This window comes from Pseudomonas sp. CCI1.1, assembly GCF_034348165.1.
GTDB lineage: Bacteria > Pseudomonadota > Gammaproteobacteria > Pseudomonadales > Pseudomonadaceae > Aquipseudomonas > Aquipseudomonas paracarnis.
Genome location: NZ_CP133780.1, coordinates 4365307 through 4380058, shown reverse-complemented (window position 1 = coordinate 4380058; position 14752 = coordinate 4365307). Strand labels below are relative to the sequence as shown.

The 14752-nt window shown below is 60.0% G+C and carries 13 protein-coding genes; 7 read left to right on the top strand and 6 right to left on the bottom strand.

Annotated features, from left to right (window positions below; genetic code table 11):
• Nucleotides 1-29 precede the first annotated feature (29 nt).
• A complete protein-coding gene (elbB, locus tag RHM69_RS19900; RefSeq protein WP_014720435.1) occupies nt 30-695 on the bottom strand; it encodes an isoprenoid biosynthesis glyoxalase ElbB in 666 nt (221 codons plus the stop codon).
• A gap of 115 nt (nt 696-810) precedes the next feature.
• Here elbB and RHM69_RS19895 point away from each other — a divergent pair, with 115 nt between their 5' ends.
• Nucleotides 811-2046, top strand: coding sequence for a sterol desaturase family protein (locus tag RHM69_RS19895; protein ID WP_200599431.1), 1236 nt, complete (start codon nt 811-813; stop codon nt 2044-2046).
• Here the strand turns inward: RHM69_RS19895 and RHM69_RS19890 are convergent.
• A complete protein-coding gene (locus tag RHM69_RS19890) occupies nt 2027-2662 on the bottom strand; it encodes a DedA family protein (RefSeq protein WP_014720433.1) in 636 nt (211 codons plus the stop codon). The genes RHM69_RS19895 and RHM69_RS19890 overlap by 20 nt on opposite strands.
• Before the next feature lie 208 nt (nt 2663-2870).
• Here RHM69_RS19890 and hemB point away from each other — a divergent pair, with 208 nt between their 5' ends.
• Together hemB and ppk1 are read left to right on the top strand one after the other, a co-directional pair.
• Nucleotides 2871-3884 carry a porphobilinogen synthase gene (hemB, locus tag RHM69_RS19885; RefSeq protein WP_019819828.1) on the top strand — a complete coding sequence of 338 codons (1014 nt, stop codon included), beginning with the start codon at nt 2871-2873 and terminating at the stop codon, nt 3882-3884.
• A gap of 18 nt (nt 3885-3902) precedes the next feature.
• Nucleotides 3903-6125, top strand: coding sequence for a polyphosphate kinase 1 (gene ppk1, locus RHM69_RS19880; protein WP_014720431.1), 2223 nt, complete (start codon nt 3903-3905; stop codon nt 6123-6125).
• A 128-nt stretch (nt 6126-6253) separates the two neighbouring features.
• Here ppk1 and ppx read toward each other — a convergent pair whose 3' ends face one another.
• Complete coding sequence (gene ppx, locus RHM69_RS19875) at nt 6254-7756, bottom strand: exopolyphosphatase (protein WP_003195352.1); 1503 nt, start codon at nt 7754-7756, stop codon at nt 6254-6256.
• Between the two features lie 478 nt (nt 7757-8234).
• Here ppx and RHM69_RS19870 point away from each other — a divergent pair, with 478 nt between their 5' ends.
• The 4 genes from RHM69_RS19870 (at nt 8235) to RHM69_RS19855 (ending at nt 12739) form a co-directional block, all read left to right on the top strand.
• Entirely contained in the window at nt 8235-8882 is a 648-nt protein-coding gene (locus RHM69_RS19870) for a DUF1120 domain-containing protein (RefSeq protein ID WP_014720430.1), read from the top strand.
• A 120-nt stretch (nt 8883-9002) separates the two neighbouring features.
• Nucleotides 9003-9689, top strand: coding sequence for a fimbria/pilus chaperone family protein (locus RHM69_RS19865; protein WP_093114399.1), 687 nt, complete (start codon nt 9003-9005; stop codon nt 9687-9689).
• Nucleotides 9690-9696: 7 nt separating this feature from the next.
• Nucleotides 9697-12198, top strand: coding sequence for a fimbria/pilus outer membrane usher protein (locus tag RHM69_RS19860; RefSeq protein ID WP_200599438.1), 2502 nt, complete (start codon nt 9697-9699; stop codon nt 12196-12198).
• A gap of 31 nt (nt 12199-12229) precedes the next feature.
• Nucleotides 12230-12739 carry a hypothetical protein gene (locus tag RHM69_RS19855; RefSeq protein WP_050587221.1) on the top strand — a complete coding sequence of 170 codons (510 nt, stop codon included), beginning with the start codon at nt 12230-12232 and terminating at the stop codon, nt 12737-12739.
• Here the strand turns inward: RHM69_RS19855 and RHM69_RS19850 are convergent.
• The 3 genes from RHM69_RS19850 to RHM69_RS19840 are packed head-to-tail and all read right to left on the bottom strand — an operon-like array spanning nt 12711 to nt 14750.
• Nucleotides 12711-13448, bottom strand: coding sequence for an amino acid ABC transporter ATP-binding protein (locus RHM69_RS19850; RefSeq protein ID WP_032902243.1), 738 nt, complete (start codon nt 13446-13448; stop codon nt 12711-12713). The two genes, RHM69_RS19855 and RHM69_RS19850, sit on opposite strands and share 29 nt — an antisense overlap.
• Nucleotides 13435-14085: an amino acid ABC transporter permease gene (locus RHM69_RS19845; protein ID WP_020301810.1), complete on the bottom strand. Its 651-nt coding sequence runs from the start codon at nt 14083-14085 to the stop codon at nt 13435-13437. The genes RHM69_RS19850 and RHM69_RS19845 overlap by 14 nt, the downstream gene beginning before the upstream one ends.
• Nucleotides 14082-14750 (bottom strand): amino acid ABC transporter permease, encoded by a 669-nt coding sequence (locus tag RHM69_RS19840; RefSeq protein ID WP_014720424.1) that lies wholly within the window; start codon nt 14748-14750, stop codon nt 14082-14084. Before RHM69_RS19840 ends, RHM69_RS19845 begins: the two co-directional genes overlap by 4 nt.
• Between the last annotated feature and the right edge of the window lie 2 nt (nt 14751-14752).

The window sequence follows — 14752 nt, the reverse complement described above, 5'->3', positions numbered from 1 at the left end:
AGCAAGCTCGCTCCTACAGAAAGAGGGCGTCAGTCGTTCTCGTGAGTCAACTCCAACACCCGATCCACCAGCTTGTTGATGCCTGACGCCACCTCGCTGATGTTCTTGCCCAGCATGTAGGCCGGCGTACTCACCAGCTTGCGCGCCTGGTCTTCGACGATGTCCTCCACGCTGCATTCGAGGTGGGTGGCGCCCATCTTGTCCAGGACTGCCGCGGTGTCGGCATCGTTGCCGATGGTACAGGTCACGCCAGGGCCGTAGATCTTGGCGGCCAGGGCCGGCGAAATGCAGATCAACCCCACCGGCTTGCCCGCTTCGGCAAAGGCTTCAGCCAGTGCCAGCACCTGGGGGTTGATGCTGCAACCGGCGCCTTCCACGGCAAAGTTCGACAGGTTCTTGGCCGCACCAAACCCGCCCGGCACGATCAGCGCGTCAAAGTCTGCGGCGTTGGCTTGGCCAATATCCTTCACGGCGCCGCGGGCAATGCGCGCCGATTCCACCAGCACATTGCGCGACTCGGGCATTTCTTCGCCCGTGAGGTGGTTGATCACGTGCAACTGCGCAACGTCGGGTGCAAAGCATTCCACTTGAGCGCCGCGCTGGTCCAGGCGCAGCAGGGTGATCACGCTTTCATGGATCTCTGCGCCGTCGTACACGCCACAGCCGGAAAGGATCACTGCAATCTTTTTGCTCATGGGCATTTCTCCTGATTCATGGCGTTAAATGTCTACTAATTTGTAACCTGTTGCCAATGGGATCTCACGTCGCTGCACCTAATCTTGATGTAACAAAAATAGACCGGACTAGCCCATGGACTTCGTGCCTTACGCAGTACCGTTTTTTATCGCCCTGATTGTGGTGGAGTTGCTGGCCGACCGTTGGCGCGGCGCGCGCAACTACCGAGTGGCGGATGCCATCAACAGCCTCAGCACCGGTGTGCTGTCCACCACCACCGGCTTGCTCACCAAGGGTGTGGGCCTGCTGACCTACGCCTTCGCCCTCAAGCACCTGGCGTTGTTCGAGTTGCCGACCCAGAGCGTCTGGACCTGGGTATTCGCTTTTGTGTTTTATGATTTCTGCTACTACTGGCTGCACCGCATGGGGCATGAACGCAACATCCTGTGGGCCGCGCATTCGGTGCATCACCAGAGCGAGGACTACAACCTCAGCACTGCCTTGCGCCAGACCAGCACCGGTTTCCTGCTGAGTTGGATCTTCTACTTGCCCCTGGCGGTGGTTGGTGTGCCGCTGGTGGTGTTTATCAGCGTAGCGTCGCTCAACCTGCTGTATCAATTCTGGGTCCATACACGCCATGTTCCCAAGCTCGGCTGGGTCGAATGGTTTTTCGTCACACCGTCCAATCATCGGGCCCACCATGCACAGAACGCTCTCTACATGGATCGCAACTACGGCGGGGTGTTCATTATTTGGGACCGGCTGTTCGGCACCTTCCAAGAGGAAGACGATAACGAGCCGGTGATTTTCGGCGTAACCACACCCCTGGCCAGTTGGAATCCGCTGTGGGCCAACCTGCAGTTTTATGCGCAGCTCTGGAGCGACGCCAGGCGTACTGAGCGTTGGTGGGACAAGCTGCGCATCTGGTTCATGCGCACCGGTTGGCGGCCGGCGGACGTCAAGGCCAAGTACCCGATGGCCAAGCCGGACCTGAGCCAGTTCCGCAAATTCGAGGTGCCGCTGGACGTGCGCCACCAGGTCTACATCGCCTTGCAGTTTGCGGCTTATGTGGGGTTTGGCAGCTATCTGATGAATGTGGGTGAGGGCTCGCCCACCTCGGCGCTGGTCCTCGGTTGGGGCGCGATGGCACTGGGATTGTTTATCCTGGGGGTTGCGCTGGAGAATCGCCCATGGGCACTGAAGGCCGAGCTGGCGCGCCTGGTGCTGAATGTTCCCTTGGTATGGCTGGCGCCGCTGGCAGGGTTGTGGCCCGCCAGCAACCTGGGCTGGCTGGGCCTGGCGAGCTACAGCCTGCTCAGCCTCATCGGCCTCTACTGTTGCAGAAGCCGGCTTACTCGGTGGGTGTCTTAGGCGTTTCGATCGGGGCTGGCTCGTTAGCCAGCCGAGCCTTGGCCTCGGCACAGGCTTGGCGGGCGATGCGGGCATTCTTGAAGCGACGGCGCAGCCACAGGCCAAAGCCCAGCACCAGCAAGGCGCCCAGTACCCACAGCTCGTATTTCTTGACGCTGCCGAGCATCCCTTCCAGCACCGCGCCAAAGTGGTAGGCCGCCGCCCCCAGTGCCGCGGCCCAGATCGCCGCGCCAATACCGTTGAGGACCAGGTAGCGCAACGGTGGGTAGCCGGACAGGCCAATCGCCACGGGCATCACCGTGCGCAAGCCGTAGACGAAGCGGAAACTCAATACCCAGATATCCGGATGCTTGCGGATATGTTCCAGCGCCTTGTCGCCCATCAATTGCCAGCGCGGCTTGCGCGCCAGCAACTTGCGGCCGTGCTTGCGCCCCATGTAGTACCAGAGCTGGTCGCCGGCGTAGCTGCCAAAAAAGGCAACGACCACCACCAGGTTGATATCCATGTAGCCACGGAACGCCAGGAAGCCTGCGAGTACAAGGATGGTCTCGCCTTCGAAGAACGTGCCGAGAAAGAGGGCAAAGTAGCCGAAGTCATGCAGAAATTGTTGAAGCATGGTCTAGGGTGCTGGCGAAATGAACGCGCAGCCTACGCCTTCACGAAGATTCATGAAAGTATCGAGATGTGTCACGAAGTGAACAATTCCTATGCAAATGACGAATGGGACTACAGGTCGCGTCGATAAGCACAACTGTCATTCATTCGTCATAATGGCCGCTTATAACTGCAACGCTCGCCCGTAAACACGGGCTCAGGAGTCTGTCGTGAGCTTTACCCCTGCCAATCGCCTGTTCCCTGCCACCCGTCTGCGTCGCAATCGTCGTGATGATTTTTCTCGTCGCCTGGTACGTGAAAATGTACTGACCACGAATGATCTGATCCTGCCGGTTTTCGTGCTCGACGGCGAAAATCGCCGGGAAGCGGTGGCGTCGATGCCGGGTGTGGAGCGTCTGACCATTGATTTGTTGCTTGAAGAAGCGGCGAATTGGGTCGAGTTGGGCATTCCGGCGCTGGCGCTGTTTCCGGTGACCCCGGCGGAACTCAAGTCCCTGGACGCCGCTGAAGCCTGGAACCCCGACGGGATTGCCCAGCGCGCCACCCGTGCCTTGCGCGAGCGCTTCCCGGAGCTTGGGGTGATCACTGACGTGGCCCTGGACCCGTTCACCACCCACGGCCAGGATGGCATTCTTGACGAAGACGGTTATGTGCAGAACGACATCACCGTCGATGCACTGGTCAAGCAGGCGTTATCACACGCGGCTGCGGGCGCCCAGGTGGTTGCACCGTCGGACATGATGGACGGGCGCATCCAGGCGATTCGCGAAGCCCTTGAGCTGGCCGGTCACGTCAATGTGCGGATCATGGCCTACTCGGCCAAATACGCCAGCGCCTACTACGGCCCATTCCGCGATGCGGTAGGCTCGGCGCTGAACCTGGGCAAGGCCAACAAGGCCTCGTATCAGATGGACCCGGCCAACAGCCAGGAAGCCCTGCACGAGGTGGCTGCCGACCTGGCCGAAGGCGCCGATATGGTGATGGTCAAGCCGGGGATGCCCTACCTTGACATTCTTTACCGGGTCAAAGAGGAATTCAAAGTGCCGACCTTTGTCTATCAGGTCAGCGGTGAATACGCCATGCACATGGCGGCCATCCAGAATGGTTGGTTGAGTGAAGGGGTGATCCTCGAATCCCTGACTGCCTTTAAACGTGCCGGCGCTGATGGCATTCTGACCTACTTCGCCGCCCGCGCCGCCCAATTGCTTAGAGAGCAACAATAGCCCTCACAGGAACACTCGATGAATACCGAAGGACTCTCAGAAGTTGCCGTAAAAGACGCTCACCCGGTGGTTGAACAAGTCGCCCAGACCCCGCCGGAGCTGGAGCCCGCACCGCCTGCGGTGGTGGCCGAAGCGCCTGCGCCGGCGCCGGTGGCCGTGGTCACCAACCTGGATGACAGCAGCCTGTACATCCACCGCGAGTTGTCACAACTGCAATTCAACATCCGCGTGCTTGAGCAGGCGCTGGATGAGTCCTACCCCTTGCTGGAGCGGCTGAAATTCCTGCTGATCTTCTCCAGTAACCTGGACGAGTTCTTCGAGATCCGTGTTGCCGGCCTCAAGAAGCAGATCACCTTTGCCCGTGAACAAGCCGGTGCCGATGGCCTGCAACCGCACCAGGCCCTGGCGCGTATCAGTGAGCTGGTGCACGGCCATGTAGACCGCCAGTATGCGATCCTCAACGACATCCTGCTGCCGGAGCTGGAAAAGCACCAAGTCCGCTTCATTCGTCGTCGTCACTGGACCGCCAAGATCAAGACCTGGGTGCGCCGTTACTTCCGGGACGAGATTTCGCCGATCATCACGCCTATCGGCCTCGACCCGACGCACCCGTTCCCCTTGCTGGTGAACAAGAGCCTCAACTTCATCGTCGAACTCGAAGGTATCGACGCTTTCGGCCGCGATTCGGGCCTGGCGATCATCCCGGCGCCGCGTCTGTTGCCTCGGATCATCAAGGTACCGGAAGAGGTAGGGGGCGCTGGCGACAACTATGTATTCCTGTCATCGATGATTCACGCGCACGCCGACGACCTGTTCCAGGGCATGAAGGTCAAGGGCTGCTACCAGTTCCGCCTGACCCGTAACGCCGACCTGGCGCTGGACTCCGAAGACGTTGAAGACCTGGCACGTGCCCTGCGCGGCGAACTGTTCTCACGGCGCTATGGCGATGCGGTGCGCCTGGAAGTGGCGGACACCTGCCCGAAACATCTGTCGGACTACCTGCTCAAGCAGTTCAACTTGGCAGAATCGGAGCTGTACCAGGTCAACGGCCCTGTGAACCTCACGCGCCTGTTCAGCATTACCGGCCTGGACAGCCACCCGGAGCTGCAATACAAGCCGTTCACGCCGCAGATCCCGAAACTTTTGCAAAACAGCGAGAACATCTTCAGCGTGGTGAGCAAGCAGGACATCCTGCTGCTGCACCCTTTCGAGTCGTTCACCCCGGTGGTCGACCTGCTGCGCCAGGCTGCCAAGGACCCGCACGTCCTGGCCGTGCGCCAGACCCTGTACCGCAGCGGCGCGAACTCGGAAATCGTCGATGCGCTGGTGGATGCGGCGCGTAATGGCAAAGAAGTCACTGCGGTGATCGAGTTGCGTGCGCGTTTCGACGAAGAGTCCAACCTGCAACTGGCCAGCCGTCTGCAAGCGGCCGGTGCGGTGGTGATCTACGGCGTGGTCGGCTTCAAGACCCACGCCAAGATGATGCTGATCCTGCGCCGTGAAGCCGGTGAGATCGTGCGCTACGCCCACTTGGGTACCGGTAACTATCACGCCGGCAACGCCAAGCTCTACACCGACTACAGCTTGCTGACGTCCGACGACGCGCTGTGCGAAGACGTCGGCAAGTTGTTCAGCCAGTTGATCGGCATGGGCAAGACCCTACGCATGAAGAAGCTGTTGCACGCGCCGTTCACGCTCAAGAAGGGCATGCTCGACATGATTGCCCGCGAGACCCAGTTTGCCCTCGATGGCAAGCCGGCGCACATCATCGCCAAGTTCAACTCGCTGACCGATCCGAAGATCATCCGTGCTCTGTACAAGGCCAGCCAGTCCGGTGTGCGCATCGACCTGGTGGTACGTGGCATGTGCTGCCTGCGCCCCGGCATTGTGGGCGTGTCGCATAACATCCATGTGCGCTCGATCATCGGCCGCTTCCTGGAGCACACCCGCGTGTTCTACTTCCTTAACGGCGGCGAAGAACAGATGTTCCTCTCCAGTGCCGACTGGATGGAGCGCAACCTCGACAAGCGCGTGGAGACCTGCTTCCCGGTGGAAGGCAAGAAGCTGATCATGCGGGTCAAGAAGGAGCTGGAAAGCTACCTCACCGACAACACCCACAGCTGGAGCCTGCAGTCGGACGGGCGTTATGTACGCAACACCCCGACCGGCAACCAGAACCCGCGCAGCGCGCAGGCGACATTATTGGAGAAGTTGGGTAGCCCGATTCTGACGGTGAACTAGCCCAGGCATACGCAACTCCATGTGGGAGCGGGCTTGCTCGCGAATGCGGTGTGTCAGTCAATGCATCTGGTGACTGATCCACTGCATTCGCGGGCAAGCCCGCTCCCACATTTGTTTTGCAGTGGGCTTTAGCGCAGGTTCAGGCTGAACCCCACCCGTGTCAGCCATTCCGCTTCCTGGGCGAAGTCCGCCTGGGTCAGCTGATTTTCATCCAGCCAGCCTTTGGGGAACATCACTTCCAGGCTATCGCCATCGGCGTGCAGTTTGACCTGGGGCATTTCCTGGGTGCCGCGGATGTGGTGGAACAGGATCGCAAAGCGCAGCAGCGCGCACAGGCGGATCAGCTTGATGCCGTCTTTACCGAATTCGGCAAACTTGTCCTTGGGAATATTACGGCGATGGCCGCGTACCAGCAGCGCGAGCATCTGTTGGTCTTCCCGGGAGAAACCGGCCAGGTCCGAGTGTTCGATCAGGTAGGCGCCGTGCTTGTGATAATGGTAGTGGGCGATGTCCAGGCCGACTTCATGCACCTTGGCTGCCCAGCCGAGTAACTCGCGCCAGACGCCGTCTTCCAGGTCCCAGTCCTCGGCCACCTGGTCGAACGCGTGCAGGGCTTTGCGCTCCACGCGTGCGGCTTGTTCCAGGTCAACGTGATAACGCTCCATCAGCGAGCTGAGGGTGCGCTCGCGCACGTCTTCGTGGTGGTGCCGGCCCAGCAGGTCGTAGAGCACGCCTTCGCGCAGGGCGCCGTCACAGTGGTCCATGCGTTGCAGTTCGAGGGCGTCGAAGATGGCTTCGAGAATTGCCAGGCCCGCAGGGAAAATCGCACGGCGGTCGGGCTTGATGCCATCGAAGTCGATTTTCTCTGCATCCCCCAGCTTGAACAACTTGCGCTTGAGCCACGCCAAGCCCTCGGCGTTCACCTCGCCGGTGCCATGGCCACCGGCTTTCAAGGCCAGGCCGATGGCACGGATGGTGCCGGACGAGCCGATGGCTTCATCCCAGGTCAGTCGGTGCAAGGCGTGTTCGATGCTCATGATTTCCAGACGCGCTGCGGTGTAGGCCTGGGCATAGCGCGCCGGAGTGATCTTGCCATCCTTGAAATAACGCTGGGTGAAACTCACGCATCCCATCTGCAGGCTTTCACGCAGCAGCGGTTCGAAACGCTGGCCGATGATGAACTCGGTGCTACCGCCGCCAATGTCTGCCACCAGGCGTTTGCCGGGCGTATCGGCCAGTGTGTGTGACACGCCGAGGTAGATCAGGCGAGCCTCTTCACGGCCCGAGATGACCTCCACCGGATGCCCGAGGATTTCCTCGGCGCGATGGATGAACTCGTTGCGGTTGCGGGCCTCGCGCAAGGCATTGGTGCCAACGATACGCACTGCGCCAGGGGGCATGCCGTTGATCAGTTGCGCAAAACGCTTGAGGCAATCGAGGCCGCGCTGCATGGATTCTTCATTGAGCTTGCGCTCGTCGTCGATCCCGGCGGCCAGTTGCACTTTTTCGCCGAGCCGCTCAAGGATGCGGATCTCACCGTTCTGGGCCTTGGCCACGACCATATGAAAGCTGTTGGAGCCCAGGTCGATGGCGGCGATCAAGGACAGATTCTTGGCTTGGGATTGCGGCATGGTTTGAGGATCTCGGTCGATAACCTTGCCATCGTGCCACGATCGACCGCTGACGCCAACGCGTTGTGCTTCGGTAATTGGACCGATGCTGTCTGTAGGGAAATCTCTGGGAAGTGTAGGGCAGCTTCGCAAGCTTTAAACGAATAGGTAATCCGATACCGTGAGGCGTTTTAACTGTATGTCGTCGTAAGTTGTGTATGACATTGCTTACAGTGATCGGGGCTGTAGATCATGCGATTTCAGTCAGAGGACTACTTTGCTGATCGATTAAAACCGTTGCCTAATTTAATACGGCCCACAGCAAATACCGTGTTGTCTGATTTTTTTGCCAGGCACCAAGGCGCCAGACTGTCATTCGGCAATTCTGCCTGGGTGTTATTTATTTATAGTTTTGTGTTACGGAAGATAAAGCGTTGAGCGACGGAGTCGCTAAAACCAAAATAAAGAACGCCTGTTAATTCCTAATGACAGGACGAGCATGAAAAAAATTATTGGATTAACCGTCGGTATGGTGTGCCTGGCTGCAACCCTCAATGCCCAGGCAACCACCAGTGCGCAGTTGGTCGTCAGGGGCACCATTACACCTGCTGCCTGCAACCTCAGCCTGGCGGGCAGTGGCATCATCGACTACGGCACGATTCGCTCGGGCGAATTGTCCCAAACAGCGTTTAACCCGCGCGAAGAGAGGACCACTTCGCTGGTGATCAATTGCGGCACCACGCCTGCCAGGTTCGGGCTCACGTTTACCGACCTGCAAGCGGGCAGCAAGGTGACGGGCATCCTCGGCGCGGGCTTCACCGAAGCACAGAACTATGGTTTGGGTATGGTAGGCGCCCGGCGTACCGGTGGCTATTCGGTGACTCTCAAGGACCTCAGGTCCTCCGGCACAACGCTGTTTCCGATCATGCGCAGCGGCCTGGGGGCCTGGTACAACAGCGATGGCAAAGTGGCCCAGTCGCCGAGCCAGTACTCTTGGCGTAATGGCACGACGATTACCCCTGCCGCTATCAGCCAATTGACCGGTACGCTCGCGGTGAAAGCGGTAATCAACAAGGCTCGGGATCTGGATTTAAGCCGCGACATTTCCATTGATGGGCGCGCCACGCTTGTATTGAGTTACATCTAAATAACTGAAAGCAGCCGATCAAGAAACTAACCCTTTCTTATTGGCTGTTTTTCTATGGCTGCGCGATTGCCAATCGTCAATGGCATGAGTTGAGGGGAATACTGAGTGCGTGGTTTTTTAATAAGTTGTGTATGGCTGTGGCATCTTTTTTTTAGTGCTGTTGCCACCGCCGACGGTATGTTGCCGGAAACAACAGTGGTGGTGCTTTATGAAGAGGACGGCGAAGCCACCCTGAGTATCAAGAACACCGATGCGGGGCCCGCGCTGCTGCATTCCGTGGTTGAGAATGTGCCTGAAGACCTGGAGCCGCTACTGATTGTCACACCGCCAGTTACCCGTGTGGAGGCAGGCGACACCCAGCTGGTGCGTTTTATCAGCACCCTGAAACAGCCGCTCAAGACCCAGCGGCTCAAGCGCGTGTCGTTTGAGGGCATCCCCCAGGCGCGGGCTGCGGGTGGTGCAACCATTGGCATCACCCTGCGGCAGAATTTGCCGCTGATCCTGCACCCCCAAGGCCTGCCGCGACACCATACGCCGTGGGAATTGTTGACGTGGAAGCGCGTCGGGGACCGGCTCAGCGTCCACAACGACAGCGCCTATGTGGTGCGCCTGGCGCCAGATGTGCAACTGCTGCCACAAGGCACACTGGCGACATTGCCGCGCACTTACATCTTGCCGGGTGAGGCATTGGTGGCGAAGGGCGAAGGTACTCTGGGCAATGTGGCTCAAGTAGAGATCCAGCCCGCCACGGTCTACGGGTTTTCGGTAGACAGCTACCGAGCGCCGGTCATCACCGATGAAGGTTGATCGGTTCATGAGGGTTCCTTCGAGGCGCGACATTGCCGGTACTGCCTGGCCTGGTCGATCCACGTTATCCATCGGCTTTGCGGCGCTCTGGAGTCTGCCTGGTATGGCGACCGCGCTGGAACTCGGGGAAGGGTTTGACCTGGCGGCCCTCACAGCCCACGGCATAGACCCCAAGGTTGCCGATTACTTTCGCAGTGCGGCGCGCTTTCGCGAAGGTGTCCAGGTGGTGGGGTTGCGGGTCAATGGCAACCCGCTTGGGCGGGTGGATGCCCGGTTTGGTTCGCAGGGTGAGTTGTGTTTCACCCCAGGTTTACTTGAGAAGGCCGGGCTGGTTAAACCCGGCACAATCCTGCAGCCCGGCGCCAGGCCCGACCAGGCCTGCCATGACTTTCTCGGCGCATTCCCGGCGACGATGGTGCGGCTGCGCCCCGGCAACGACGAAGTGGTGCTGGTGGTGCCGACCCAGGCCTTGCGCGAACCCCAGTGGGAAAGCGGGAATTTTTCCCACGGCGGCGCGGCAGCGTTGTTCAACTATGACGTGCTGGGTTACGACAGCCATTTGCGCAGTGGGCCCAGCCGGTTCGTGTCGGCTTATACAGAGGCGGGCTTCAACCTCGACGACTGGATTGTCCGCAGCCGCCAGTTCTATGTGTCTGACAACGGCCAGACCCGTACCGAACACTTGCACGCTTATGCCCAGCGGGATATCGCCGGGTTGCAGTCGACGTTCCAGGCAGGCCAGATCTCCAGCAATAACCCGTTGTTTGGCGGGATCCAACTGTCGGGCGTGCAGTTCTCCCCCGATGGGCAGGCCAGAACACCCGCAGGCGGCAATAACGCAGTGGTCGAGGGGTTGGCCCAAAGCCAATCGCGGGTCGAAATACGCCAGTCCGGTGTGTTGGTCCACAGTACGTTGGTGCCTGAAGGACCGTTCCGGCTGACGGGCTTGCCCCTGCTTAACACCACCAGCGACCTTGAGGTCAGTGTGATTGACGTGCGGGGTGCCAAGCGCAGTTTCGTGGTGCCGGCGGCATCGTTCGCGGGGGCTACCCCGGCGGCGCCTGGATACTATTTGTCGGTGGGCGAGTTGCGCAGAACGGCGGGTGAGGAAGGGCCTTCACCGGTGATCGCCATGGGCAGTGGTACCTGGGGGCTGGGGAGCCACTCGTCTGCGGGTTTTGGCTTGTTGAGTACCGATGACTATTGGGCGGCAGGGGGCACCCTGAGCAGCGTGTTTTTCCAGCGGGTTTCTGTCAACGCACGCCATAACCTGTCCCGGGACAGCCAGAAAGCCGTGTCCGGCTCACGCAGCAGCCTGTCACTGAGCAGCCCGGTCGGGGCCAATATCGACGTCAACCTCAGCGCCACTACCCAGACGCGTGGTTACCGTGAAGTCACTGAAGTGGGCCAGTCGCTCAGGGCCGATGATCTCGATTCCCACTTTAAAAACCAGTACACCGCGGGCGTGAGCTGGGCCGACCCCACGCTGGGCGTATTTTCTTTGAATTACACCCGCAGCGCTCAGTTTGGCGGGCAAACCAGCGAGCATGTGTTTGCCTCATGGAACAAGTCGTTTGGCCATGCCGATGTGGCGCTGATCGCTGATTCACAGGTAGGGGGTTCACGGGCTGGCCGTGACGCCACCTATACAGGCAGCCGGCGTGATCGTGCCGTGGATAACGATGTGTCCCTGCGGTTGCAGGTCAGCGTGCCGCTGGGCGGCGATCGCCGTGTGAGCAGCTACACCAGCCGCCGTGGGGAGCAATTTACCGCTGGCACTGCACTGAGCGAGCGGGTCAACGAGTATGTGAACTACGAAGTGGGAGTTGAGCGTGACATGCGGGCCAGGGAGCAATCGTTGCGTGGGCAAGTGGACTTGTTGCCACGCTATACGCGATTGGGCCTGGGCGTTAGTCGTGACCCGCTGGGCACCAGCTACACCGGCCAATGGCAGGGTGGTGCGGTGGCTCACGAAGGCGGGCTGACCTTTTCGCCCTACAGCGTGCAGGACACGTTCGGCATCGTCTCGGTCGGCGATATCGGCTCGGCGAAAGTCGAGACGCCACAAGGCCCGGTATGGACCGACTTCAGCGGCCAGGCGGTAATCGCCGGCTTGCCGGCCTACACCAACAGCCGCGTCCAGGTGCAGACCCCTTCCTTGCCCAAACGGGTGGACCTGAAAAACGGCACCCAGGTCCTTGCGGCAGGCCGAGGCTCGTTCAATAACGTGGATTTTGACGTGGTGAAAGTACGCCGGATGCTGGTAACCGCCAACGATCAGCACGGCCGACCATTGCCTCAGGGCGCCTCGGTCTTGGGCAAGGGCAATCGCTTCATCACCAGTGTGGTGGGCGAGGGCATGATTTTCCTCAACGACGTCTCCGAGTCGCAAAGCCTGAAAGTTTCATTGCCGGACTCTTCCACTTGCCTGTTGCACATCGACCCCGAGGCCAAGCCTGACAATGACAAATTCTATGAAGCGGTATCGGCTGTGTGCCAGGGTAGTTAAGCGTGCAAGCCTGCCCTTGGCCCTGTTATGCATGTTGCTGGCAGCACTTGATGCGCAAGCTGAAAACTGTCGGCTATCGCTGAGCCAGTCGCGCATCGACTATGGGCCGATATACCGGGATGCAGTGGTTGAAAATGCCGCTGTGGTGCTGGCTACCCGCACGTTCAGCATGACCGTGCTCTGCGCGGAGCCGGCGGCAATGGCCCTGCGTTTTGTCGCAGCGCCTGCCGATGGGCAAGGGTTTCGGTTTGGTCGTGAGGGGCGTTTGCGCTTGCGTCTCAAGCATGCCCAGGTCGACGGGCGAGCAGTCGGCTGGTCGTCTGCTCAAGCACCTGATGAGTCGGCCAGCGGCCAGTTGTTACCCGGCCAGGCCTTGATTGCGCGAGTCTCAGGTGTGCCGGTGACAGGGCGCAGGCTCACCGCCCAGGTCGATATCGACACCGAACTGCCCTTCGACGCGTTGATGGTACGCACGCAGGCCCACCTTGAAGGGCAGGGCCGTTTCGAACTGGTTAGCCCGGCTGTTCCACCGAGCCAATGAAGTTAGCCAGCTCGGCCGTTTTCGGGTTGGCGAACAATACCTTCGGGTCACCGGTTTCATGTACCTTGCCCTGGTGCATGAACACGAGCTTGTCGCCGACCTCACGGGCAAAACGCATTTCGTGAGTCACCATGATCAGGGTCATGCCGTCCTGAGCCAGTTGGCGCACCACGCTCAGCACTTCATTGACCAGTTCGGGGTCCAGGGCTGAAGTGATCTCGTCGCACAGCAGCACCTTGGGCGACATGGCCAGGGCGCGGGCAATGGCGACGCGCTGTTGCTGGCCGCCGGACAGGCGATCGGGAAAGGCGTCGAATTTTTCGCCCAGCCCGACCCGGTCCAGCATCTGCCTGGCCAGTTGGGCGGCCTTGGCCTTGGGCACTTTCTGCACCACTTGCGGCGCCAGCATCACGTTCTCGCCCACGGTCAGGTGCGGGAACAGATTGAATTGCTGGAACACCATGCCGACCTTCTGCCGCAGGCTGCGCAGGTCGGCGCGGGCCGCGTCGAGGTATTCGCCATCGACTTCGATTACACCGTCGTTGATCGACTCCAGGCCATTGAGGGTGCGCAGCAAGGTGGACTTGCCCGAGCCGCTGCGGCCGATGATCGCGACCACCTGGCCTTCGTCCACCGTCAAGTCGATGCCCTTGAGTACGTGGTGATCGCCGTAATACTTATGCAGGGCAGAAATTCTAAGCAGAGGCATGCAGTCTCCTTTCCAGGTAGCGCGCACTGAGGGACAAGGGGTAACAGAGCAAAAAGTAACCGAGGGCCACCAGGCCGTAGACCATGAAGGGTTCAAAGGTGGCGTTGGCGAGCATGCCGCCCGTCTTGGTCAGTTCGGTGAAGCCGATGATCGAGGTCACGGCGGTGCCTTTGACCACCTGCACCGAAAAGCCCACCGTCGGCGCGACAGCAATGCGCAGCGCCTGGGGCAGGATCACATAGCGCAGTTGTTCAAGCGGGTTGAGGGCCAGGCTGGCCGAGGCTTCCCATTGGCCGTGGGCAATGGAATCGACGCAACCGCGCCATATTTCAGCCAGGTAGGCACTGGTAAACAGGGTCAAGGCAATTGCCGCTGCCAGCCAGGGCGATATGTCCACGCCAAGCAGGGCAACGCCGAAAAACACCAGGAACAGCTGCATCAGCAGTGGCGTGCCCTGGAACAGTTCGATATAGGTGCGGGCCATATTGCGTGAGAACGCTTTGCGGCTGATGCGCAGGGTCATCACCAATAAGCCGATCAGGCCGCCGCCCACAAACGCCACCAATGACAGCAACAGCGTCCATTGCAGGCCGGTCAGCAGGTTGCGCACAATGTCCCAGAACGAAAAATCACTCATCGGCTGTTCCTCATGACAAACCGTCGGCCGATCCAGTTGAGCAATTGGCGAATCATCAGCGCCATGCACAGGTACACCAGGGTGGTCAGGGCATAGGTTTCAAAGGCACGGAAATTACGCGACTGGATAAAGTTGGCGGCAAAGCTCAATTCTTCAGTCGCAATCTGCGAACACACCGCCGAACCGAGCATCACGATGATGATCTGGCTGCTCAGGGCGGGCCACACCTTGCCCAGGGCCGGCAGCAGCACCACATGGCGAAACGCTTCAAAGCGCGTCATTGCCAGTGCCGCGGCCGCCTCCAGTTGCCCCCGTGGGATGGCCTGGATGCCGGCACGGATGATCTCGGTGGAGTAGGCCCCCAGGTTGATCACCATCGCCAGCACGGCGGCTTGCCACTCGGTAATTTTCAACCCGAGGGATGGCAGGCCGAAGAAGATGAAGAACAGTTGCACCAGGAACGGCGTGTTGCGGATCAACTCGACATACACACCAAAGACCCACGCAAACGGTTGGATCTTCCACGCCCGTACCACGGCGCCGACAGTGCCCAGGGCCACGCCGAGGATGGCGCCAATGGCCGTCAGCTCAAGGGTGAACAGCGCGCCACGCAGGAGCAGGTCGGTATTGGCCAGCACCGGCACAAAGTCGAATTGATAGGCCATCT

Bases quoted from the DNA above. Each gene is read 5' to 3' on its own strand.
- RHM69_RS19845 (WP_020301810.1), bottom strand. From the start codon at position 14,085: ATGAGTGATTTTTCGTTCTGGGACATTGTGCGCAACCTGCTGACCGGC.
- elbB (WP_014720435.1), bottom strand. From the start codon at position 695: ATGAGCAAAAAGATTGCAGTGATCCTTTCCGGCTGTGGCGTGTACGAC.
- RHM69_RS19895 (WP_200599431.1), top strand. From the start codon at position 811: ATGGACTTCGTGCCTTACGCAGTACCGTTTTTTATCGCCCTGATTGTG.
- RHM69_RS19850 (WP_032902243.1), bottom strand. From the start codon at position 13,448: ATGCCTCTGCTTAGAATTTCTGCCCTGCATAAGTATTACGGCGATCAC.
- RHM69_RS19860 (WP_200599438.1), top strand. From the start codon at position 9,697: ATGAGGGTTCCTTCGAGGCGCGACATTGCCGGTACTGCCTGGCCTGGT.
- ppx (WP_003195352.1), bottom strand. From the start codon at position 7,756: ATGCCGCAATCCCAAGCCAAGAATCTGTCCTTGATCGCCGCCATCGAC.
- RHM69_RS19840 (WP_014720424.1), bottom strand. From the start codon at position 14,750: ATGGCCTATCAATTCGACTTTGTGCCGGTGCTGGCCAATACCGACCTG.
- RHM69_RS19890 (WP_014720433.1), bottom strand. From the start codon at position 2,662: ATGCTTCAACAATTTCTGCATGACTTCGGCTACTTTGCCCTCTTTCTC.
- ppk1 (WP_014720431.1), top strand. From the start codon at position 3,903: ATGAATACCGAAGGACTCTCAGAAGTTGCCGTAAAAGACGCTCACCCG.
- RHM69_RS19870 (WP_014720430.1), top strand. From the start codon at position 8,235: ATGAAAAAAATTATTGGATTAACCGTCGGTATGGTGTGCCTGGCTGCA.
- RHM69_RS19855 (WP_050587221.1), top strand. From the start codon at position 12,230: ATGTTGCTGGCAGCACTTGATGCGCAAGCTGAAAACTGTCGGCTATCG.